The organism is Pseudomonas sp. AU12215, from assembly GCF_001675465.2.
Lineage (GTDB): Bacteria > Pseudomonadota > Gammaproteobacteria > Pseudomonadales > Pseudomonadaceae > Pseudomonas > Pseudomonas nitroreducens.
The window spans coordinates 15,593-36,793 of record NZ_MACM02000145.1 but is presented as its reverse complement, the minus strand read 5'-3'; the positions used below and the strand labels follow the sequence as shown (position 1 = coordinate 36,793).

At 66.9% G+C, this 21,201-nt stretch carries 20 protein-coding genes; 6 read left to right on the top strand and 14 right to left on the bottom strand.

The features are described from left to right. Positions 1-53: 53 nt before the first annotated feature. Positions 54-1,637: a peptidase M20 gene (locus A9513_RS22615; protein ID WP_065085643.1), complete on the bottom strand. Its 1,584-nt coding sequence runs from the start codon at positions 1,635-1,637 to the stop codon at positions 54-56. A gap of 130 nt (positions 1,638-1,767) precedes the next feature. Here A9513_RS22615 and A9513_RS22610 point away from each other — a divergent pair, with 130 nt between their 5' ends. Next, positions 1,768-2,706: a LysR substrate-binding domain-containing protein gene (locus tag A9513_RS22610; protein ID WP_037011581.1), complete on the top strand. Its 939-nt coding sequence runs from the start codon at positions 1,768-1,770 to the stop codon at positions 2,704-2,706. A 3-nt stretch (positions 2,707-2,709) separates the two neighbouring features. On the opposite strand, the gene A9513_RS22605 is transcribed toward A9513_RS22610, so the two are convergent. The 7 genes from A9513_RS22605 to A9513_RS22575 form a co-directional block, all read right to left on the bottom strand. Next, on the bottom strand, positions 2,710-3,771 hold the full coding sequence (locus A9513_RS22605; RefSeq protein WP_065085642.1) for an ornithine cyclodeaminase: 1,062 nt from the start codon (positions 3,769-3,771) through the stop codon (positions 2,710-2,712). 310 nt (positions 3,772-4,081) lie between these two features. Beyond that, positions 4,082-4,564, bottom strand: coding sequence for an Lrp/AsnC family transcriptional regulator (locus A9513_RS22600; protein WP_024763763.1), 483 nt, complete (start codon positions 4,562-4,564; stop codon positions 4,082-4,084). A 156-nt stretch (positions 4,565-4,720) separates the two neighbouring features. Further along, on the bottom strand, positions 4,721-6,064 hold the full coding sequence (locus A9513_RS22595) for an APC family permease (protein WP_054908579.1): 1,344 nt from the start codon (positions 6,062-6,064) through the stop codon (positions 4,721-4,723). Positions 6,065-6,320: 256 nt separating this feature from the next. Further along, complete coding sequence (locus tag A9513_RS22590) at positions 6,321-7,064, bottom strand: N-formylglutamate amidohydrolase (protein WP_065085641.1); 744 nt, start codon at positions 7,062-7,064, stop codon at positions 6,321-6,323. Beyond that, positions 7,048-8,388 carry a glutamine synthetase family protein gene (locus tag A9513_RS22585; RefSeq protein ID WP_065085640.1) on the bottom strand — a complete coding sequence of 447 codons (1,341 nt, stop codon included), beginning with the start codon at positions 8,386-8,388 and terminating at the stop codon, positions 7,048-7,050. The genes A9513_RS22590 and A9513_RS22585 overlap by 17 nt, the downstream gene beginning before the upstream one ends. 15 nt (positions 8,389-8,403) lie before the next feature. After that, positions 8,404-9,045, bottom strand: a complete 642-nt coding sequence (locus A9513_RS22580) for an isochorismatase family cysteine hydrolase (RefSeq protein WP_065085639.1) — start codon at positions 9,043-9,045, stop codon at positions 8,404-8,406. A gap of 2 nt (positions 9,046-9,047) precedes the next feature. After that, positions 9,048-9,905 carry a MurR/RpiR family transcriptional regulator gene (locus A9513_RS22575; RefSeq protein WP_024763759.1) on the bottom strand — a complete coding sequence of 286 codons (858 nt, stop codon included), beginning with the start codon at positions 9,903-9,905 and terminating at the stop codon, positions 9,048-9,050. Between the two features lie 199 nt (positions 9,906-10,104). Here A9513_RS22575 and A9513_RS22570 point away from each other — a divergent pair, with 199 nt between their 5' ends. Further along, positions 10,105-10,686: a sugar O-acetyltransferase gene (locus A9513_RS22570; protein ID WP_065085638.1), complete on the top strand. Its 582-nt coding sequence runs from the start codon at positions 10,105-10,107 to the stop codon at positions 10,684-10,686. A 29-nt stretch (positions 10,687-10,715) separates the two neighbouring features. On the opposite strand, the gene A9513_RS22565 is transcribed toward A9513_RS22570, so the two are convergent. Both A9513_RS22565 and A9513_RS22560 read right to left on the bottom strand, forming a co-directional pair. Continuing rightward, positions 10,716-10,970: a hypothetical protein gene (locus A9513_RS22565; protein WP_024763757.1), complete on the bottom strand. Its 255-nt coding sequence runs from the start codon at positions 10,968-10,970 to the stop codon at positions 10,716-10,718. 153 nt (positions 10,971-11,123) lie between these two features. Then, the gene (locus A9513_RS22560; protein WP_038803647.1) at positions 11,124-12,656 is read right to left on the bottom strand and encodes an MFS transporter; all 1,533 of its coding nucleotides are present in this window, start codon (positions 12,654-12,656) and stop codon (positions 11,124-11,126) included. A 140-nt stretch (positions 12,657-12,796) separates the two neighbouring features. On the opposite strand from A9513_RS22560, the gene A9513_RS22555 reads away from it, so the two are divergent. Then, positions 12,797-13,687 carry a LysR family transcriptional regulator gene (locus A9513_RS22555; protein WP_065085637.1) on the top strand — a complete coding sequence of 297 codons (891 nt, stop codon included), beginning with the start codon at positions 12,797-12,799 and terminating at the stop codon, positions 13,685-13,687. Here the strand turns inward: A9513_RS22555 and A9513_RS22550 are convergent. After that, complete coding sequence (locus tag A9513_RS22550) at positions 13,657-14,010, bottom strand: VOC family protein (protein WP_065085636.1); 354 nt, start codon at positions 14,008-14,010, stop codon at positions 13,657-13,659. The two genes, A9513_RS22555 and A9513_RS22550, sit on opposite strands and share 31 nt — an antisense overlap. A gap of 143 nt (positions 14,011-14,153) precedes the next feature. Here A9513_RS22550 and A9513_RS22545 point away from each other — a divergent pair, with 143 nt between their 5' ends. Then, the gene (locus A9513_RS22545) at positions 14,154-14,930 is read left to right on the top strand and encodes a helix-turn-helix domain-containing protein (RefSeq protein WP_065085635.1); all 777 of its coding nucleotides are present in this window, start codon (positions 14,154-14,156) and stop codon (positions 14,928-14,930) included. 235 nt (positions 14,931-15,165) lie between these two features. Next, on the top strand, positions 15,166-16,683 hold the full coding sequence (locus A9513_RS22540) for a hypothetical protein (protein WP_065085634.1): 1,518 nt from the start codon (positions 15,166-15,168) through the stop codon (positions 16,681-16,683). A gap of 62 nt (positions 16,684-16,745) precedes the next feature. Here A9513_RS22540 and hemN read toward each other — a convergent pair whose 3' ends face one another. Next, positions 16,746-18,143: an oxygen-independent coproporphyrinogen III oxidase gene (gene hemN, locus A9513_RS22535; RefSeq protein ID WP_065085633.1), complete on the bottom strand. Its 1,398-nt coding sequence runs from the start codon at positions 18,141-18,143 to the stop codon at positions 16,746-16,748. A 155-nt stretch (positions 18,144-18,298) separates the two neighbouring features. Continuing rightward, positions 18,299-18,562 (bottom strand): hypothetical protein, encoded by a 264-nt coding sequence (locus A9513_RS22530; RefSeq protein ID WP_065085632.1) that lies wholly within the window; start codon positions 18,560-18,562, stop codon positions 18,299-18,301. 216 nt (positions 18,563-18,778) lie between these two features. Here A9513_RS22530 and A9513_RS22525 point away from each other — a divergent pair, with 216 nt between their 5' ends. After that, complete coding sequence (locus A9513_RS22525) at positions 18,779-19,960, top strand: GGDEF domain-containing protein (RefSeq protein ID WP_065085631.1); 1,182 nt, start codon at positions 18,779-18,781, stop codon at positions 19,958-19,960. 67 nt (positions 19,961-20,027) lie between these two features. On the opposite strand, the gene aguA is transcribed toward A9513_RS22525, so the two are convergent. Further along, complete coding sequence (gene aguA / locus A9513_RS22520) at positions 20,028-21,143, bottom strand: agmatine deiminase (protein WP_065085630.1); 1,116 nt, start codon at positions 21,141-21,143, stop codon at positions 20,028-20,030. Positions 21,144-21,201: the final 58 nt, after the last annotated feature.

The following is a 21,201-nucleotide window of genomic DNA, read 5'->3' as shown; positions in this document are numbered from 1 at the left end:
GCCGTTGCGCCACGGCTGCGACCCAATCACGACGAAGCACGGGAAGCCATGGATCACTCGTCCTCCCGCGCCGGAATCCACCACTCCTCGCCGCGCACCGTGCGGATGTATTCCGGCCAGCGGAAGCGGTGCGGGACCTTGAAGTCCTTCGGCAGCAACGGCGCCTGCCACTGCTCGCCACCGATGCCGCCGCCGGTACGCTGGTTGAACTCGCGGGTCGCCTCGGCCAGCAGATCGGCATCGGTGAACAGCTCGATCAGTGTGCTGCCGATGGTCTTCGACGCCACGTCGATCATCGGGTCGATGGTCTCGCGGATGCCGCCCAGGGCGTTGGATACCCAGTCCGGATAGGTGAAGCCCACGGGTGCGCTGAGCATCGGCCGGGCCACGTAGAGGCGCACGGTCGGGCAGTGCCAGGTGTATTCGGGGTAATCGTCGGAGGTCAGGTACTTCTGCCACGCCGGCATCTGCAGGCGCATCTGCCGCTCGCATTCCTGCGGCTCGATCAGCGCCTGGGTGGCCGGCAGGAAGGGCTCGTCCATGGGGTCGAGGCCGAGGTTCGCCTGGATTTCCCGCGCCACGGCGATGGCCTTTTCGCCCCAGGTCGGCGCGCCGATGGCGGCGAGGTTGTCGTAGCAAGCCTGCGCCAGTGCGTGGTTGGCCAACCCGCCACGGGATTTGCAGACCCAGGTCTTCTTCCATTGGCAGCCGGTGGCCATGGCCGCGGCGGCGGCGTTGTTGTCCATCACCGTGGAGATGGTCTCGGCCTGCTCGATGGAGTCGCAACGCAGCAGGTACTGGATCTGCGAGATGTGCGGCGGCAGGTTGTCGGCGGTGGCCTGGCCGGCGGTGAGGATGGCCTCGTTGAAGCTCCACAGCCCGGTAAACGGCAGCGTCGAGCGGCGCAGGCTTTCGTTCAGCGTGTAGAAGTGCACCAGCGCATCGTTGGCGCCCGGCGCGCGAGCCGCGAGGTGGTTCTGCGGGATCGGGCTGTAGCGGTCGGCGGCAATCCAGTTCTGCGGGTCTTCGCAGGTGAAGGTGTAGATGTACGAGTAAGCGATGCCGCAGTGCGTGTCCCAGGTGGTGGTGTTGTTCAGCGGCAGCATGTAGGTGGGGTGGAAGCTGACGGCGGCGTCGAGGTCGTCGTAGTAGCCCTTGGCGGCGTGCACGGGCTTGGAGGCGCGCAGCTTTTCCGCCGGCTCGCCGAAGAACCTGATGGTGCCGGCGATGCCGAATTCCAGCATCGCCGCCTTGGCCGCCAGCACGCCGCCCAGGGCGCTGATGCCCAGCGCGGAATGCGGGTCGGTATGGCCGGGCGCGTATTTCGACAGGCCCTCGCGCGGCATCGGCTTGGTCGCCGCCGCCTGGCAGTTGCCCGGCACCGCGTCGTATTCGGCATAGGTGGCGAGGATGGGCCCTTCGCCGTTGCTGAAGGTGGCGACGAAGGCGGTGGGCATGCCGCCACTGCCCTCTTCCACCGTGAAGCCTTCGCGGCGCAGCAATTCCACGTACCAGGCGCAGGACTTGTACTCGCGGAAGGCCGGCTCGGCGAAATGCCAGATCACCTGGTGCCAGTCGGACAGCTGCTGGCGGTGCTCGTCGATCCACTGCTGGACGTAGGCCTTGAATTTCGACATGGCGGCTTCCTCATCGTTGCCTGTTGTTGTTGTCGTGTGGCCTAGTATTGGTGAAGCGGAATTTGCAACAAGCGCAGGATTTCGCCACCCCATGTCGGGATAGTTTCACCAGTCGAGAATTGGACCGCCCATGCACTTTCCTTCGATGACCGCCCTGCGCGCGCTGGATGCCGTGGCCCGGCTGGGCAGCGTGTCCGCCGCCGCCACGGAGCTGAACCTCACCCGCAGCGCGGTCAGCCACCGCATCGCCACGCTGGAGGAACGCCTGGGCTTCGCCCTGACCGAGCGCACCGGGCGCGGCATCCGCCTGACCTATCGGGGCGAGAGGTATGCGCGCGACGTGCAGCGCATCCTCGCGGAGGTGCAGCTGGCCGGCAGCAGCTTCGACGAGCAGCAGGTCAGCGGGCCGCTGTGCGTGAGTTGCAACCCCGGCTTCGCCACCTACTGGCTATGCCAGCACCTGGGGGATTTCCTCGCGCAATACCCGCAGGTGCAGTTGCACGTGGTGACGCCGCGCGTGCCGCAGGACACCAGCGCCAGCGATGCCGACCTGTTCATCGCCTACGGCAGCGGCGACTGGCCGAACCAGACCGTGGAGCAACTGGTCGCCCTGCACTTCTTCCCGGTGTGCAGCCCGCGCCTGATCCACTCGCGCGGCGGCCTCACGCAGCCGGCGGACCTGGCCCACTACACGCTGCTGCACATGAACGATTTCGCCGATTGGCGCCTGTGGCTGGGCGCCGTGGGCGCGAGTGCCATCGACCACCGCTCCGGCGTGCTGTTCGCCGACGCGCCCTGCACCATCGCCGCCTGCATTGCAGCCCAGGGCGTGGCCATCGGCGACAACCTGCTCAGTGGCGATGCCCTGGCGCGCGGCCTGCTGGTGCGCCCGTTCGACATCACCATCCAGTCCAGCCGCGGCTATTTCCTGGTGACCGACCCGGTGAAGGCCGAGCGCCCGGTGGTGAAGGCCTTCAGCCAATGGCTCAAGGCCCGTGTCGCCGCCACCACGCAGAACGCCAGCGACCTCAGCCGCCCGCCGCTGGCGATTCCCGAAGAAGCGCGCTGAGCGTCAGGCGATGCGGCGCAGCCCTTTGCGCGCCTTGCCGGAGCGGGTGTAGCGGAACAGGTCCTTGGGATCGTTGTCCTCGTCCTCGCTCCACGGCACCAGGTCGATGCGCTCGCCGAGGTCCAGGCGGCTGGCCTGTTCGTTCACGTAGCGCAGTGCCGAGTAGTCTTCGAGCGCGAAGCCGACCGAGTCGAAGATGGTCACCTGCTCGGCGCTGTCACGCCCGCCGACCTGGCCGGCCAGTACCCGCCACAGATCGGTTACCGGGAAGTCCGCCGGCATCTGCTGGATCTCGCCCTCGACGCGCGATTGCGGCTCGTACTCGACGAACACCTTGCCGGCGCGCAGGACGTCGGCATGCAGCTCGGTCTTGCCCGGGCAGTCACCACCCACGCCATTGATGTGCATGCCCGGCTCGATCATTTCCGGGGTGAGGATGGTCGCGTAGGCCTTGTCGGCGGTCACCGTGGTGACGATGTCGGCGCCGCGCACCGCTTCGGCGGTGGAACCGGCGCGGATGATCTTCAGGTTGGGGAATTCCGAGAGGTTGCGGATCAGTTTTTCAGTGGCCTGCGGATCGATGTCGTAGACGGCGATTTCCTCGATGCACAGGTGGTGGTGGAAGGCGAGCGCCTGGAACTCGCTCTGCGCGCCGTTGCCGATCAGCGCCATGCGTCGCGAGTCCGGACGCGCCAGGGCGCGGGCAGCCATCAGCGAGGTAGCGCAGGTGCGCAGCGCGGTGGCCACGGTGAGTTCGGAGAGCAGCACCGGATAGCCTGTCTCGACATCGGCCAGCACGCCGAAGGCCATGACGGTGAACAGCCCGCGCTGGGTGTTCTGCGGGTGGCCGTTGACGTACTTGAAGGCATAGCGGGCGGTGTCGGACACCGGCATCAGTTCGATGACACCGATCTCGGAATGGTTGGCGACGCGGGCGGATTTGTCGAAGGACTCCCAGCGCACGAAGTCCTGAGCGATGGTGTCGGCGAGTTCGCCGATGAAGCGGGCGACACCGATCTGCTGGACCAGTTGGGACATCGTGGGGACGTCGACGAAGCGGGTCATGGTGGGACCTCCGATTGTTGTGATTGGCGTCTTCTGATTGGACTGCAGCCCGCCTCCGCCGTGTCTCGAACAGCGGGCACAACAAGGTCGCAGAGGCCCTGGAACAGGTCTGCACGTCAGAGAGGGGCAAGACGATTTTCCCACTCGCCGTGGTGAAATCCCGGCTGTAATACGGGCCCGCGCCGGCCGATCCGGCTGTATTGGCGAGCGGCAACAGCCGATTCGGCTGTGCTTATAGCAGCCCTCGACAGGCCGATATTGCAGGCGGGAAACCCAAGGAACTGGCGCCGCCGAATGGGGCGTCGAAAGGCTAGCTGGCGGATTCCTTGATGGTCGTCAGCTCGGGATGGGCAACCAGCTTGTCGATGTGCAGGCTCTCGTCGTTCAGCCAGGTTTCGGTCAGCGCGCGGTAGTGCTCCATGTCCCGGCAGCGCATGCGCACGCTGTAGTCGAAGGTCCCGCTGATCAGCTGGCAGTGCAGCACTTCCGGGCAAGCGATGACGCGGGCCTCGAAGGCCTTCTGGGCGCTGCGGCCGCTCTGGTTCGAGAGTGCGACCAGTACCAGCAGCGAGAGCCCGGCGGAAATCTTCTGCTCGTCGATGACCGCGCCGTAGCCACGGATGATGCCGTGTCGTTCCAGCTTGCGGACGCGCTCCTGGCAGGGGCGCGGGGTGAGGTGCACGAGGGCGGACAGCTTGCCGTAGGTGATGCGGCCCTGGTGACGGAGGATGCGGATGATCTCCTCGTCGATGCGGTCCAGGGTGAAGGGGCTGTCCTGATCTTTCCTGCTCATGATGCTTCGCGATGATTCGTCAGTCGTGCCGGCTTCCCTGCCCCGGCGAAAGCAGTCGGTGGAAACACTGTCCGCCACCGACCCGGATCTTTATGGGGCACGCCCCGCCGTCTGTCAAAGTGCGCCGTGCCGTCTGCGACAGCACGGCGCACCCGGTCAGATTTCCCGCGCCAGCTCGCTGCCGTTGCCACGTCGGCTGAGCACCGCGAGGTACACCAGGCCGATGGCGATCCAGCCCACCCCCAGCTCCTGCGCTTCACGGCTCATGCTGAACAGCACGTAGGCGATGATCACCAGCCCCACCAGCGGGAACACCAGGTGGCGCAGCACCCGGCCGCTCTTCTGGCGGATGAAGTAGTGGTTGATCACCGCGATGTGCAGCAGGCAGAAGCCGGTCAGCGCGCCGAAGTTGACCAGCGAGGTGAGCACGTCCGGCGAGTCGAGGAAGTAGATGCCGATGCCCAGCGACAACACACCCACCAGGTACAGGCTGATGTGCGGGGTCTGGTACTTCGGATGCACCTTGGCCAGCACGCGCGGCAGCTTGCCGTCGCGGGCCATGGAGTACAGCAGACGGGAAACCGCAGCCTGCGAAGTGATGGAGACGGTCACGCCCCAGGCCAGCGCAGTGGCCACTGCGGTCAGCGTGGACAGCCAACTACCGCCGGCCGCTTCGGCGATCTCGTAGAAGGCGGTGTCCGCCGACTTGAAGGTCATGCCGGCGGCAAGGTCGGTGGCCAGCCAGGTCTGTACGATGAAGATGGCGCCCATGACGAACAGCGCGATCAGCGAGGCGCGGCCGATCTGCTTGGCCGGGTCGCCCTTGACCTCTTCGGCGAGAGTGGAAATCGCGTCGAAACCGAGGAACGACAGCACCGCGATGGACACCGCCTTCATCACCAGGCCGAGGTTGAAATGCTCCGGTTGCAGCAGCGGCTCAAGCGTCAGCCGGCCATTGCCCATGCCACCCTGCAGCGCCTGGTAGCCAACGACCAGGAAGATCGCCAGGACCACCAGTTCGGCGATCAGGAACAGCAGGTTGAAGCGCGCCGCCAGAGTGATGCCGCGCAGGTTGATGAGCGTGGCGGATACCAGGAATATCAGCATGAACACCAGCTTGGGAATCGCCGGGAACAGGTGGTTCAGCGCCAGCGCGCTGAACACGTAGAGCAACGGCGGGATCAGCAGGTAGTCCAGCAGCAGGACCCAGCCGGCGATGAAGCCGACGTTGGGGTGGATGCCGCGCTGGGCGTAGGAGTACACCGAGCCGGCGATAGGAAACGCGCGGGACATCGCGCCATAGCTCAGCGCGGTGAAGAGCATCGCCACCATGCCCACCAGGTAGGCCATCGGCACCATGCCGTGGGCGTCCGCGTGGACCCAGCCGTAAACGCCGAAGGGCGCGATCGGGATCATGAAGATCATCCCGTAGATCACCAGGTCGCCGAGCGTCAGGCTGCGGCGGAGTTGTTGCTTGTATCCGAACTGTTCGATAGCCACGGGGCACTTCCTCTGGGAACGGCAGCTTTTAGGGTTCGGCGCTCATGCGCTGAATTGTTGTTGTTTTCAGAACCTGCCCGGCCAGTCGAACGGGGCCGGCCGGGTTGGGGTCCTCAGAGCCTGCTTACGACCTCGCGAGCTAGAGCCGTAGTAGGCGAAAAGCGCCCGAAGAGCGGAGTTTACGAGCCGTAAATGAGCATCTGAGGGCGCTTTTCAACGCCCTGCGGCCGACGCGCAGCAGGTCGTAAACAGGCTCTCAGAGCCAGGGAGCCAGGCGTACTGCCCAGGCTTCCACCCCTTGCGGGGTCCGCAGTCCGTCATTGCGGATTTCGATCAGCACGGCATCCACGCCACGCTCGTCGCCATGTACCGGGACGGTCATGTCCTCCAGCGGGTCGATCACATAGGGTTGGTTGGCGCCGATCTCTTCGCCGCTCGCCCGCAGCCCCGCCACCATGCGCCGGGCATAGGCTTCGGCCTTGGCGTAGAGCACCCCGGCGACCCACGGGCGAGGCTCGCCGCGATAGCTCGGGGTGAAGCTGTGCACGCCCACCAGACGAGTCGGCCGGCCAGCGGCCAGGCGCTCGTCGAGCAGCGCGGTCAGTTGCTGGTGGAACGGCTCGAACAGGCGCGCCACCCTCTCCTGCCGGGCCGCTGCGCTCAGGTTGCAGTTGCCGGGAATCGGGTAGATCTCGCTGTGCTCGGGAATCGCATCCGGAGCGGACAGCGGCCGGTTGAGGTCGATCAGCAGGCGCGAGTAGTTGGCCACCAGCAGCGTGGCGTCCAGGCGCGCTGACAGCTCGCGGGCCAGGTCCAGCGCGCCGATGTCCCAGGCGATGTGCTCGGCGGCCGCCGTGTCGTCCAGGCCCAGTTGCGCCAGCTCCTCGGGGATGTAGCGGCTGGCGTGTTCGCAGACCAGCAGCACCGGGCTCTTGCCCTGCGGGTTGACGATCTCGAACGGCGGACGCCGGTAAAGGCCGGATTCAGTAGAACTTTGCATAGGATTCACAGAGTTGTTCTTCGCTGAGTTCGCGGGTCAGGGCCAGTTCCTGGCGCTTCATGGCGACATAGGTCTGCAGCAGGGCCGGCGGCAGCTGGGCGCAGAGTTCGCTATCGGCCAGCAGTAGGCGCTGGGCCTCCTCCAGCGAACCGGGCAGGGACTTGATGCCCAGCTCCTCGCGCTGCGCATCGCTGAGGCTGTGCGGGTCGACATCGGTGACCGCCGACAGCGGCAGTTCCTGCTGCAGGCCCAGGCGCCCGGCGATCAGCACCGCGGCCATGGCCAGGTGCGGGCTGGCGGTGGCGTCCATGGGGCGGAATTCCAGGTTGAACTGGCGCGCCTTGGACTTGCCGCCAATCTCCACCACCGGGCAGATGCGCAGCGCCGCTTCGCGGTTGCGCAGGCCCAGGCAGGCGTAGGCGGCGCTCCAGTGGTGCGGTTTCAGCCGAAGGTAGGACACCGCCGTCGGCGCGGTCAGCGCGCACAGTGCCGGCAGGTGGCGCAGCACGCCGGCGGCCCAGTGTTCGGCGAGCGTGGACAGGTTGGTCGGCGCGGCCTCGTCGTAGAACACCGGAGTGCCATCCAGGCGTTGCAGGCTCAGGTGCAGGTGCACACCGTTGGTCACGGCGCCGGGCGCCAGCAGCGGCGTGAAGCTGCTGCGCCAGCCGAACTGGCGGGCGATCTCGCGGGTGACTTCGCGGACGTTCACCGCGCGGTCCGCAGCAGCAACGCCCTGGGTCGGCCGGCAGGTGACCTCGTACTGGTTGCGGCCGTACTCGGGCAGGAACATTTCCGGCTCGGCGCCGATCTGCTCCAGCGCGCTCATCAGCCAGCCGCCGAAGTTGCCGGTCTGCCGCTGCGCCTGCAGGGAGAAGGCGGCGGCACGCTCGTCCGGCAGGCCGAGCAGGTTGAATTCGTGTTCGAAGGCGGCGGTGACCTGCAGGCCCAGTTCGCGGTAGCGGGCGATCTCGTCGCGCAGCAGCGTACGCGGGCAGACCGGCCACGGCGCGCCAGTGGTCGTCACCAGGTCGCCGTGCAGGTAATCCAGCGGCGCGGCCTGGGAATCGGGGCCGTTTTCCAGGCGCACCCGGCTGCTCGGGTCGGGCAGCAGGCGCAGGTCGCCATGGCTGCCCCAGGGGTTGTCGTCGGCAATGATGTCCTGCGGCGTCAGCGCGCTGTTGGCGGGCACCCAGCCACAGCCGGTGGCCAGTTGCTCGGCGACTTCCGATTCGGGAAGCGAGCGGCCGCGGGTGATGCCGCAGAGGTCGGTGGTGACGAAGCTGGTCAGGCGCATCGGAGCGGGATTGTTATTGTTCTGACTCATGACGTTCTCCCGGCCTCAGGCCAGCGCGGCGATGCGGGCCAGCACGCTGTCGGTGTCGGCGATCCAGCAGTAACCCTTGATCGCTTCCAGGCAGGCCTGGTGGCGTTCGGCGGTGTGGGTGGCGCAGGCGTCTTCCACCAGGGTGACGAGGTAGCCCCGGTCGGCGGCGTCGCGCACGGCCATGTCCACACACTGGTCGGTGACCACGCCGCAGATGATCAGGTGACGGGTGTTCAGGTTGCGCAGCACGTAGTCGATGGCGGTGGAGTTGAAGACGCCCGAGGATGTCTTCGGCAGGACGATCTCGTTTTCCCGCGGCGCCAGGGCATCGATCACCTGGGCGTCCGGGCTGCCCTTGGGCAGGTGCATGTCGGAGAGCTTGTGGTCCAGCGAGCGGTCGCGGCCATCGGCGGTGAGGCTTTCGATGATGGTGTGCAGCACTTCCCCGCCGACCTCACGCATGGCCGCCAGCAGGCGCTGCTGGTTGGGTATCACGCTCGCCTCGACGCGGTCGTAGAAGTAGCGGTGCGTCTGCGGATCGACATGGGCATCGCGGCCGGGAATGACCCAGGCGTTCTGCATGTCGACGAACAGGATGGCGGTCTGGCCGGGGGTGAACGGCAGGTCACGGGGCGAGTGGTGGGGCAAGCTGAACACGGTCATTCCTCAAGGATGTGGCTGCCGAAGGCAGCTCTCAGGTGGTCGATGCCTTCCAGGCGTTCGTCGAGCTGGCCGTCCATGCGCGCTACCAGGCTGGCGATCAGCGCTTCGACCTGGGCCATGGTCGGCACCAGGGTGTCGAAGGGCGACGGGGACTCCACCGGGGCGCTGATGATCAGGTCGGCGAACTCGCGCAACGGCGAGTCGTAGATGTCGGTGAACAGCACCACCCGCGCGCCGCGGGCCTTGGCCGCACGGGTCACGCCCAGCGCCTGGGCCTGGTAGCGGCGGTAGTCGAACACCACCACCAGCGCCTGGCGGTCGATATCGCCCAACTGGTCGGGCAGCGCGGCGCCGTCGTCCAGCAGCAGGCAGCCGCTGCGCAGCATGCGCAGGTGCGCCACCAGGTAGCCGGCGACGAAGCGGCTGAAGCGCCCGCCGTGGCAGAAGACGCGCAGCTTGGGATCGAGCAGCCAGTCAGCGAGCAGGCGCACGTCGTCGGCCTGGGTCAGGGCCAGGGTGCGCTGGATGCCTTCGCCGGCATCGCTCAGGTAATTGGACCAGACGTCATCGCGGCTCATGCCTTCGCGGCGCCCGGCGAGCAGGGTGCGCGGTGAACGCAGGCGGTCATCCACCTCGGCCATCAGGGCATTCTGGAAGTCGCTGTAGCCACTGAAGCCGAGCTTCTTCACCAGCCGCAGGATGCTCGGATCGCTGACGCCGGCCTGGCGCGCGAGGCGCGACATCGGTCCGAGGCCGCTGCGCGGGTAGTCGTCGAGCAAGGCGCGCAGGACTTTGCGCTCGGCCTTGGTGAGTTCGACTTCCGGGGTGTTCAGGCGGTCTTTGAGTGTGAGCATGGGGGCGCCTCTTGTTGTGGCTAATTTGTATAATGCGCTCCAGAAACTTTCAATATCTATTTTCTGTAGTATTCACTACCAAATCTGGACACGCCCTTCGACTGCTCGACGCAGAGCCGCGCCTGCCATTTTCCGCAAAGGGAACCGCTGCGTTCGCCAGGACGTCGAACGCCTTCAAAGCCGCCAGGAATCAACCTTGATGAACGAGCTGGAAAAAGCTGCCGCCGGGTTACTCTACGACGCCAATCACGACTCGCAGGTGCTACGCCAGCGTGCCGAGGCCAAGGCGAAACTCTTCGACTTCAACCACAGCCACCCGGATGACCGCGAGCGTCGCGAGGCGATTCTCACAGGGCTGTTTGGCAGCATTGGCGAAGGCTTCGTCATCGAAGGCCCATTGCACTGCGACTACGGCTTCAACATCGAGATCGGCGCGCGCTTCTACGCCAACGTCAACCTGGTGATCCTCGATGGCGCGAAGGTCAGCATCGGCAATGACGTGTTCATTGCGCCCAACGTCGGCATCTACACCGCCGGCCACCCGCTGGACGCCGAGCGGCGCAACCAGGGCCTGGAGTACGCGCACCCGGTGAGCATTGGCGACAACGTGTGGATCGGCGCGGGGGTGAACATCCTGCCCGGAGTGAGCATCGGCGCGAACAGCGTGATCGGCGCTGGCGCCGTGGTGGTGCGCGACATTCCCGAAGGCGTGCTGGCGGCCGGCAATCCGGCGCGCGTGATTCGCCCGATCACCGAGGTCGACCGCCAGCGCTACCGCTGACGGCTACGGCCAGGGTGCGCAGCGCTCCCTCAGGCGTCGTGGTCGAGGCGCTCGACCCAGCGCTCTGCCGCATCGTGGGACGCCTGGAACGCCTCTTCGTGGGATTCCCACGGGCCGACCACCACGTCCAGCGGCGAGACGCCAGCGGGAACCTTCGCCAACGACAGCAGCACTTCGCCCACCTTGCCGGGGGCAATGTAGCGCGGCGACATCAACACGGCGACGCCCGTGGAAGTCAGGTATTCACTGGGTGCCATGAATTCCGGCTCGACTGACTGCTGCATGCGGTTCTCCCCTTGGCCGCGGATGGCCCGTTCTGCGCTGAGTGGCGGAGACGAGGCGCACAACGCGCACTCTCCCTGATTCCTGACCTGGCCGGGCGAACCACAGTTCCGGCAACCACCGCCCTCCTGCCCGCCAGCGGACAAACGGCCGTTTCAAGCGGACACCGGCTCGTGGACCGGCATCGGCCGACCGAGCAACGTGCCAACCATCACGGCAAACACCAGCGCCGCTATACCTGTCACCAGCAGCACACTCTCGAACCCGCCGATGAAGGCCTGGCGCACAGCAGGTGCCAACGCGTCGCGCAGTGCCGGGTCAACCACCGAAAGCGCGGCGCTGAAGTCGCCAGCCGCTGCACGGGTCGCCATCTCGGCGGCCTTGTCCAGTTGCGCGGGCGCCGCCGTTTCCAGTACATCTCGCAGCAGTTGGGCGCTGCGTGCGGACAGCACGCCACCGAGAATGCCGATGGCCAGCACGATGGCGGCGAAGCGCGTCGTGGTGCTCAGGCCCGAGGCCATGCCGGTGCGCTCACGGGGCACGCAGGCCATGATGTTCTTCTGCGTATCGCCGTTGAGCAGCCCGGCGCCGGCCCCCAGCACCAGGCTGGCCAGGGCGAACGGCAAGTACTCCCCCTGCCCGGCCGCCAGTGCGCAAAGCAGGTTGCCCGCGCCGACCAGCAGCAGGCCCAGGGCGAAGACCTGCGCCGGACTGAAGCGGCTGTTCAGGCGCATGCCCAGGCGCGGGGTCAGCAGCATGGCGACGGCGAAGGGCAGCATCCCGGCACCGGCCGCGACAGCGGAGAACTGCAGGCCGTTCTGCAGGTACAGCGGCAGCAGCGTCATCATCACCTGGGCGCAGGCGGCGTAGGCGAACATGCCGAGCAAGGCGCCGATGAAGCGCCCGCTGCGCATCAGCCGCAGATCGATCATCGGCCGCGCCTGGCTGCGCTCCACCATCACGAACAGGCCCAGCAGGCCGGCGCTGAGCAGCAGACGCGCGAGGGTCGGCGGGCTGTCCCAACCGACGCGATTGGCGTCGATCAACGCCCAGATCAGGTAACCCAGGCCACCGGCAAAGGTCAGGCTACCGAGCGGGTCGAGGCGCGCGGCGGCGCTGTCGCTGGATTCCTCGATGCTGCGCAGCGCCATGCCCCCGAGCAGCGCTACCAGCGGCAGGTTCAGGTAGAAGATCCAGCGCCAGCCCAGGGTGGCGGAGATCACCCCGCCCAGCAGCGGCGCAAAGGTGATGGTGGCGCCCATGCACGCACCCCAGAAGGCCCAGGCCCGCAGGCGCTCTTCGGGCTCGTGGAAGCGGTGGCCGATGGCGGCCAGCGCCGACGTCAGCAACAGGGCCGCGCCAACGCCCTTGGCGGCACGGGCAATGTCCAGGAGCAGCAGGCTCGGCGCGGCCCCGCAGGCCAGCGAGGCCGCGCCGAACAGCACCAGCCCGAGCAGCAGCATGCGCCGCCGACCGAAGCGGTCGGCCAGGCTGCCGGCCGGCAGCAGGCAGGCGGCGAAGGCCAGCAGGTAGGCGCTGACCACCCACTCGATGTCGGCAAAAGAACCCGACAGGTCGCGGGCGATACTGGGCAGCGAGACGGCAACGATGTTGGTGTCGAGGATGATCAGCGAGCACACTGCCGAGGCGGTCAGCAGGGTGAAGCGAGCGGAGGGACGTTCAGACATGGCAAGGCTTCCGGCGGCGGCCGCGCAGCCGTTCTTTGCTCTGACGCTTGCGGCCTTGTAGTGTTGCCCCACGGTAACGCCCACGCGCGCCGGGCTTGTTAGCCATGGCGGCCTTCGTCATTAGCCTGCGACTAACGAACATGGAAATCCGCCATTTCCGCTACTTCCTCAGTGTCGCCCGCCACGGCCACTTCACCCGTGCGGCCGAACAGCTGGGCATCGCCCCGCCAACCCTCAGCCGACAGATCCAGGACATGGAGAAGGAACTGGGCGTGCTGCTGTTCCAGCGCAGCCAACGCGAGGTGCGCCTGACCGCTGCGGGCGAGGCGCTGCTGGGTGAAGCCGAACTGGCGGTGCTCCAGTTCGATGCGGCGCAACGCGGCGCGCAGCGCGCCGGCCGGGGTGAAACCGGGCATCTGCGCGTGGGCTACGTGGCCTCGGCGGCCTATTCCGGCGTACTGCAGCGGCATGTCGAGCAGTTCACCCGTACCTCGCCGGGCGTGGATCTCGACATCAGCGAAGCGCCCATGGCGCAATTGCCTGCGCAACTACACGACGGGGCCCTCGACCTCGCCTACGTGCGCTCGCCGATGAACCTGCCAGAGGAGCTGGAATCCGTCGCGCTGCTGGAGGAAAGCTTCGTCCTCGCCCTGCCCGCCGCCTCGCGCCTCAACGAACTGCCGGAGCTTCGCGCCGCCCGCCTGAGCGACGAAACCTTCATCCTGCCCGAACAGATCTCCGGCACCCTGGAGGTCGCCAGCGCCGGCGGCTTCTCTCCGCGCCTCGGCCAGCAGCCCGGCAGCCTGGTCGCGGTGATTGCGCTGGTCTCGCTCGGCCGCGGCATCGCCATCGTCCCCGAGTCGGTGGTGCGCCGCGTGCAGCTGCCACGAGTCAACTACCGCGCTCTCGCCGATTGCCAGCCTCGCTCGTGGTTGTCGCTGCTGCACCGGCGTTTCGAGAAATCACCAGTGGCCCGACGCTACATCGAGCAGGTCCGGGCTCAGTCCGCCGACCAGACCGCCAGCTCGTAGCCGTCCGGGTCGATGAAATGGAAGCGCCGGCCACCAGGGAACGCAAACGTGGCGCGGCTGATGGTGGCGCCGGCGGCCTCCAGGCGGGCCTGGGCCTGCACCAGGTCATCGGCGTAGAGAATGACCAGCGGGCCGCCGGGGCGCACCGGCTCACCGCTGGTGAAGCCGCCGGTGAGACGTCCGTCGCTGAATTCGCTGTAGGTCGGGCCGTAGTCGGTGAAGATCCAGCCGAAGGCGCTGCCGTAGAAGGCCTTGCTGCGCCCGATATCGCTGACGTTGAACTCGATGTTGTCGATCTGACGGTCGTTTCCACGGATACCCATAGTCGCCTCCTGGCAAGTCATGACCGCCTGATCCTACGGCAAACTCCATTATGCAGAGCAGGTTGCGCCAGTCAGCCGCAGCGTCGTTGGCCATTTTGCGCGGATTGACGAATAATCATCGCAACCCAGCCAAGCCCGTCACCATGCTCAACATTCCCCTCGCCAGCGTCGACGATGTCGACCGCGCCGTACTCGCCATCGGTACCGACTACCCGCTTGGCACCCTGCTCCAGCCGCACTCCCATCGGCGCGCGCAGTTCCTCTATGGCATGAGCGGCCTGATGGAGGTGGAGACCGAGGACGGCGCCTGGGTAATCCCGCCCTACAGCGGTGTGTGGATTCCCGCCGGCAAGCGCCACCGGGTGCTGATGCGCGGGGTCAGCACCCGCAGCCTGTACATCGAGCCGCGGGTGCCGGTGCGCGACACGCTGCTGTGCCAGGCGCTGACCGTTTCGCCGCTGCTGCACGAGCTGCTGCTGGCCAGTGTCGAGGTGCCGGCGCTGCACGACGAGGATGGCCGCGATGGCGACCTCCTGCGCCTGCTGCTGCATGAGCTGCGCCAGGCTCCGAGCCTGCCGCTGTTCGCCCCGCTGCCGGCTCACCCGCGCCTGGCAGAGCTGTGCCGCGACTTCCTGCGGGCGCCGCACATTGGCGTTACGGCGGACGCCTGGGCCGCCGAACTGCACTGCAGCACGCGCACCTTCAGCCGCCTGTTCCGCCAGCAGACGGGCCTCCCCTTCGGCGCCTGGCGCCAACAGGCCTGCCTGCTCGCCGCCGTCACCCGCCTCTCCGCGGGTACGCCGGTTACGCGCGTGGCCCTGGAGCTGGGCTACGACAGCCCGAGTGCCTTTTCCAGCATGTTCCGCCGCAGCCTTGGGGTGGCGCCCAGCAGTTACCAGGCCGCCGCGGACAGCGCCTAGGAGCGCCGGCGCGACTGCCCCCGCGCCGCTGGGGGGGCAGATCGGAGTCATCCGTGGGGCGGCTCATGCGGCAAGGGAGGATTCGCCGGCGGCGCGCTGGATAGATCGGATACCCGTGCCGACTGAGACACTGGACGCGGCCCGGCACGCTATGCTCAGTGCGCCAGCCGCCCGGCATGGCGTCCAGGGGATGACACCACGCTAGCGGCCCCCACCTCGAACACAAGGATGTGCGATGGAACGAACCTGCCTGAAGTGCGGGCATCAGCATCAGTTCAACGATGCACTGCCCAGCGATGCCTGCCCCCAGTGCGGGGCCATCTACGCCAAGGTCGAAGCAGCCCGGCGACTGGCCGACTCGCCCCCGGCGCAGGCGCCCGTCAACCCTGCCGCGGCAAGCAGCCGGCTGGATGTCTGGCATTGGACACTGCTGGCGACGTGCGTCCTGCTGGCCATCTCGACAGCGCTGCTGGGCTCCCTGCTCTTCCAGGAGCTGCGCCTGAACCGCGTGCTGCTGAGCCAGCGGGAGGTGAAACCCGCGGAGCCGATCCGCAATCCGCCTGCGGCGATTGCAGCGGCCAGCCTGGACGTGCGGCCGCCGGCCCCCATGAGCAGCGCACGGCCGCCGGCCAGCCTGGCCGAAGGCGCCGAAGTGATGGTGGTTTCAGGCTACGAGGCGGAAGGCAAGGCGCGCCAGGGCACGGCGGTTCAGGTCAGCATCGACCGCCCCGGCAAGTCGGTGCTGCTGGTTCTCGCCAGTTACGAAAGGATCGTGTGGCAGGTCAGTGCCAGCGAGGCTACGCAGGTCAGGGCGATTCTCGTGTCGGGCTACGATCGCCCCCGAGTGGAAACGCCACTGACCGCTCCGGTGTACCAGACCAAACTTCCCTATAGCTACGAAAAGGACAGTGGCACCTTTGTCGCCCTGCTGAAGGGTTTGAAATCGCTGTTCGGCGTGGAAAAGGTCGACGCGTTCCGCGGACAGTATTCACTGCCCGAACGGGTCGTCATCGATCAGCCGGATCCGCCGCAGAGCGATCTCACCCTGCAGGGCGAGCAACCCCAGGCGCCGCTGAAGAGCATGGAGTTCCAGCTCAGCGACAAGACTTTCGCCAAGGTTCCCTGGTCTCTCGGAGGCCCCGTCGGCACCGCGCCACCAGCCCCCCTGGCCTCGCCGGGCGCCATTCTGGTGCCCGGGGACGGGCGTATCTACCGGATCGCCAGCCACGCTTTCGAGATCGTGGAGCCGGCCACCGGCAAGGTGACGCCGCTGGAGCTGCCCGACAATTTTCCGCGCCTGTCGTGGCCCACGGACGTGACCTACGACAGCAAGCGCCACCTGGTGGTCCTCGCTTCGCTGGGCGGCGAGGGCTACCTGTACCGCTACGCTGTCGACGAGGGGCGCTGGCAGGACTTCCGCTCGCTGGACAATATAGACATTAATGCCCTCGCTTACGACGAGCAGGCTGACCGATTCGCAGCCTGGACTTCCGAGGGAGGCCTGCTGTTCCTGGCGGGCGACGGCACCCCGCTCAATACCCGCCGGCTCGCCGACCGCCTACCGGGCTACAACCGACTCTATGACACCGGGAACTCGCGGCCTCCGAGGCTGCAGGTGGTCCCCCAGGGAGATCGCATCGCCCTGCTCCGCACCTCCGGCGATTCGGTGCAGATGATCTGGTACTACGACGTCCCGATGGACCTGGTCCAGCTCACCTACAAGAAGGATGCAGCAGCCGGCGCTCAGCCCTAGCTTCCCGTCACGCCCACTGTTCCGCCGCCTGGCGGAACAGCTGCAGCGAACGGGCGGATGAGTCAGATGGTGCGCGAGAAGCGCGCCTGCTGCCCACCGCCCAGGTAGGCATCGAAGGCCATGGCCACGCTGCGCATCATCAGTTGCCCCTGGGGCAGCAGCACCAGCGCATCGTCGTGCAGTTCGACCAGGCCGTCGCCAACCTGCTCCTGCAACTGCCGCAACGCGCCTTCGAAGTACTCGTCAAAACGAATGCCATGGCTCTCCTCCAGCGGCGCGTAATCCACCCTGCCGTGGCACATCAGCGCGCTGATCACCTCGCGGCGCAGGCAGTCGTCGTCAGTCAGGCGGTAGCCCTTGTGCACCGGCAGCAGGCCCTGGTCGAGCCGCGCGTAATACTGCGACAGCTCCTTCACGTTCTGCCCGTAGGTATCGCCGACCTTGCTGATGGACGACACGCCCAGGGCGATGAGGTCACAGTCGGCGTGGGTCGAGTAACCCTGGAAGTTGCGCTGCAGGGTGCCGTTGTTGCGTGCGACCGTGAGCTCGTCGTCCGGCAGGGCAAAGTGGTCCATGCCGATATAGACGTAGCCCGCCTCGGTCAGCCGCTGGATGGTCAGTTCCAGCAACTCCAGCTTGCGCTCGGGTGGCGGCATGTCCTCGCGGCGGATCAGCCGTTGCGCGCGCACCCGCTCCGGGAGATGGGCATAGCTGTAGGCGGCGATGCGGTCCGGGCGCAGGGCGATGATCTTGCTCAGCGTGGTGTCGAAACTCTCCACCGTTTGCAGCGGCAGGCCGTAGATCAGGTCCACCGACACCGACTTGAAACGCGCCTCGCGGGCCGCCTGTACCAGGTCGAAGACCTGCTGCTCGCTCTGTACGCGGTTGACCGCCTGCTGCACCTGCTCGTCGAAATCCTGCACGCCGAAACTCAGGCGGTTGAAGCCCTGGGCGCGCAGCTCGGCGATGCGTTCGCGGCTGATGGTGCGCGGGTCGACTTCGATGGAGAACTCGTGGGCATCGCTCTCGTCGAGGTTGAAATGCTCGCGCAGGCTGTCCATTACCTCGCCCAGCTGCTCGCTGGTCAGGTAGGTCGGCGTACCGCCGCCCAGATGCAGCTGGGTGAGCTTGCGCGACCCGTCGAACAGCGCCGCCTGCAGGGCGATCTCGCGCTTGAGGTACTCCAGGTACTCCACGGCGCGGTGGGTCTTCTGGGTGATGATCTTGTTGCAGGCGCAGTAGTAGCAGAGGCTCTTGCAGAACGGGATGTGGATGTACACCGAGAGCGGCTTGGCCGCCCCCTCGTTGCCGCGCTGGTTGCTGCGCTGGGCGGCCGCCCGGTAGTCGTCGGCGGCGAAGGCGCCATGGAACTGCGGCGCGGTGGGATAGGAGGTATAGCGCGGGCCGGGACGGTCGTACTTCTCCACCAGCGCGCGGTTGAAACTCATCGATTCGGGCATGACACGGGCTCCTGAGGCGCTGGCAGTCTGACGCTGCGAGTCGCGCGGCAACCTTATACCTGCCCGCGGGAGCGCTCCCTGCGCAGGATCAAGACTTCCATCCAGTCAGGCATATCGCAGCAATCTCACGCCAGTATCCGACCGCTGGCGCAGAATCAGGAGCCGTCGCGGCGGATGGTCGAGAGGAAACTCGTGGGAATCGACATCAGCAGGATGTAGGCCGACACCACCAGCATCAACCCGCCACTGCCCAGCAGCAGGTAGCGGCGCTCCTTCACCACCGTCATGTCCAGCCCGCCGGAGAAGAGGATCCATCCCAGCCCCGCCAGGGCCACGGTGAACAGGATCGCAATCAGGTAGCTGGCGGCGACGATCAGGAACCAGAGCGGACTCCAGCGCCGGCGTGGCGGCTTTTCCATGGCTTCGGGCCTCCAGCCCCACAGCGAATACTCACGAATCCGCACAGTCTGATGGCCAGTAGCCGCTTCGGCAATCCGACAAAAGCGGAAGAAGCGCTTTCCAGACGCGACAGAACGGTTGCAAACCCGACCGGAAGCACCCGGCCGACGTACCGGAGAACCAGCAAGGGCGCTTACAATCACGTTTTTTACCGCAAGTGCAGTACGGTTCAGGAAATGGCGCTCGATCCACCCACCATGTTGACTATTTCGGTCGCCCTAGCGGCGGCCGCAGCGCTGTATCTGGCCATCGAATGGCGCAGCGTGCGCGAACGCTCGCTGCTCTACTGGAGCGCAGGTTTCGCCACCATCACCCTCGGTTCCACCCTCGCGCTGCTGCGCATGAGCGGCTATCTGCTGGTCGGCATCTGGTTCGCCAACGGTCTGCTGGTGCTGGCGCACTGGTTCTTCCTCAGCGGGGTGGCGAAGTTCACCGAGGCACGGCTGTCACGGGGCTGGCTGCTTGTCCCACTGACCTGGATAGCGCTGCTGGCGCTGCCCGATGGCGGCCCGCTGTGGTCCAAGCTCATGCTGCTGGCCAACTCCTGGCTGGTCGCCCTGCTCTCCCTGCGCGCCAGCTACCTGTTGCGGCCCCACGGCAAGTCCCTGAGCGTGGGCGCGGTGCAGTTGCGCTACGTGATGCTGGTGCATGGCGCCTTCTACCTGGCCAAGGGCGCGACCGTGATCATCCCCGGCACGCTGATCGACCTCGCCGCCTTCCGTGGCGAGATCATCCAGATCTCCCTGGTCGAGGGCGCCATGGCGATCATGCTGATCGCCCTGTCGATGACCGGCACCGAACGCTACCGCCGCGAAAAGCGCATCGCCCGCCTCGCCGCGCGTGACCCGCTGACCGCCCTGTACAACCGCCGTGCCCTGGAAATGCGCGCGCCCCGCGTGTTCGAGGAAATCTCCCCCGAACGCCCCGGCGCGCTACTGCTGATCGACATCGACAACTTCAAGCAGGTCAACGACCTGCACGGGCACACCGCCGGCGACCGCCTGCTGGTGGCGCTCAGCGAGATGATCCGCGCGGCACTCCCCGAGCGGGCCGTGGCGGCGCGCCTGGGTGGCGACGAGTTCGTCATTCTGCTGAGCAATGTCGGCGGCGAGCAGGCCATGGCGCTGGCCAACAAGCTGCGCGAGCAGTTCCAGGCCACTGCCACGCAGAATTTTGCCACGCCCCAGGCGGTCACCCTGAGCATCGGCGCCAACCTGTTCGACCAGCCGCCGGCCAGCCTCGCCGCGCTGATCGAGCAAGGCGACGCCGCGCTCTATGAATCCAAGCGCGGCGGCCGCGACAGCATCCGCCTGATGGACCGCACCTTGGCTGGCGGCGATCCGCTGCGGCTGGGCTGATCTGCGGAGCAGGATGAGCCCCTAGCGCCACAGCTGCGCAAGCACTGTGGCGTTCCCCTGAAACGACTCAGCTGCGACGCGCCGGCGCCGCGTACTGGGGCATGGTGATGCAGCCGATGTTGCCGCCGCCCAGGAGGATTTCCCGCGAGTTGTCGATGCCGATCACACGCTTCTCCGGGAACAGCTCGGCCAGCACGCCCTGGGCACTGCGGTCGTTGGGGTCATTGAAGAACGGCATGACGATGGCGGAATTGCCGGTATAGAAGTTGATATAGGAGGCGCAGATCTTCGTGCCTTCCTGGCGATCAAAACTGCCATCGACCTGGTCCAGCCCCTCGGCTTCGGCAGCGGTCCACTCCAGCACCCGCGGCTGCGGCAGCTTGTGCACCTCCAGCGCATTGCCGCGGGCATCGCGCGCACTGCGCAGCACGTCGTAGGCCTCCTGATAAATCTCCCATTGCGGGTCGTCGCGGTCGTCGGTCCACTGCATCACCACCACGCCGGGCCGCACGAAGCAGGCAAGATCGTCGACGTGGCCGTCGGTTTCGTCGAACTTGCAGCCACGGGGCAGCCAGATCACCTGCTCGGCGCCGAGGTAGTCGCAGAGACGGCGGGTGACTTCCTCCTTGCCCAGGTGGGCATTGCGGTTGCGGTTGAGCAAGCACTGCTCGGTGGTCAGCAGGGTGCCCTGACCGTCACTGCGGATGCTGCCCATCTCGGCGATGATCGACGCGCGATAACGGTCGAAGCCTTCGATCTCGAGGATCTTCTGCGCGATCTGGTCGTCCTTGTCCCAGGGGTAGTAGAGGCCGCCGTCGAGACCACCGTAGGCGTTGAACTGGAAGTCCACGCCACGCATCTCGCCGGTTTCGTCATTCACCAGGAAGGCCGGACCGCTGTCGCGGAACCAGGTGTCGTTGCAGGTCATTTCCACCACCCGCACCTGCTCGGGCAGCATGCGCCGGGCGTTGGCGTATTGCGCGGCGGAAGCGCAGACGGTGACCGGCTCGCTGCTGGCGATGGCCGTCACCACCTCGACCCAGATCTTCTGCGCCGGCTTGCCGCCGTTGCGCCAGACGTCCGGCCGCTCCGGCCAGCCCAGCCAGCAGCGGGCCTTGGGTTCGAATTCACCGGGCAGGCGGAAGCCGTCTGCCTTGGGCATTGTCGAGTGGGTACGGGACATCGTGACGCTCCGGAGTCAGGGAGGGGAATGGCCCAAGGTTGCCGGCCCGGAACGGCGG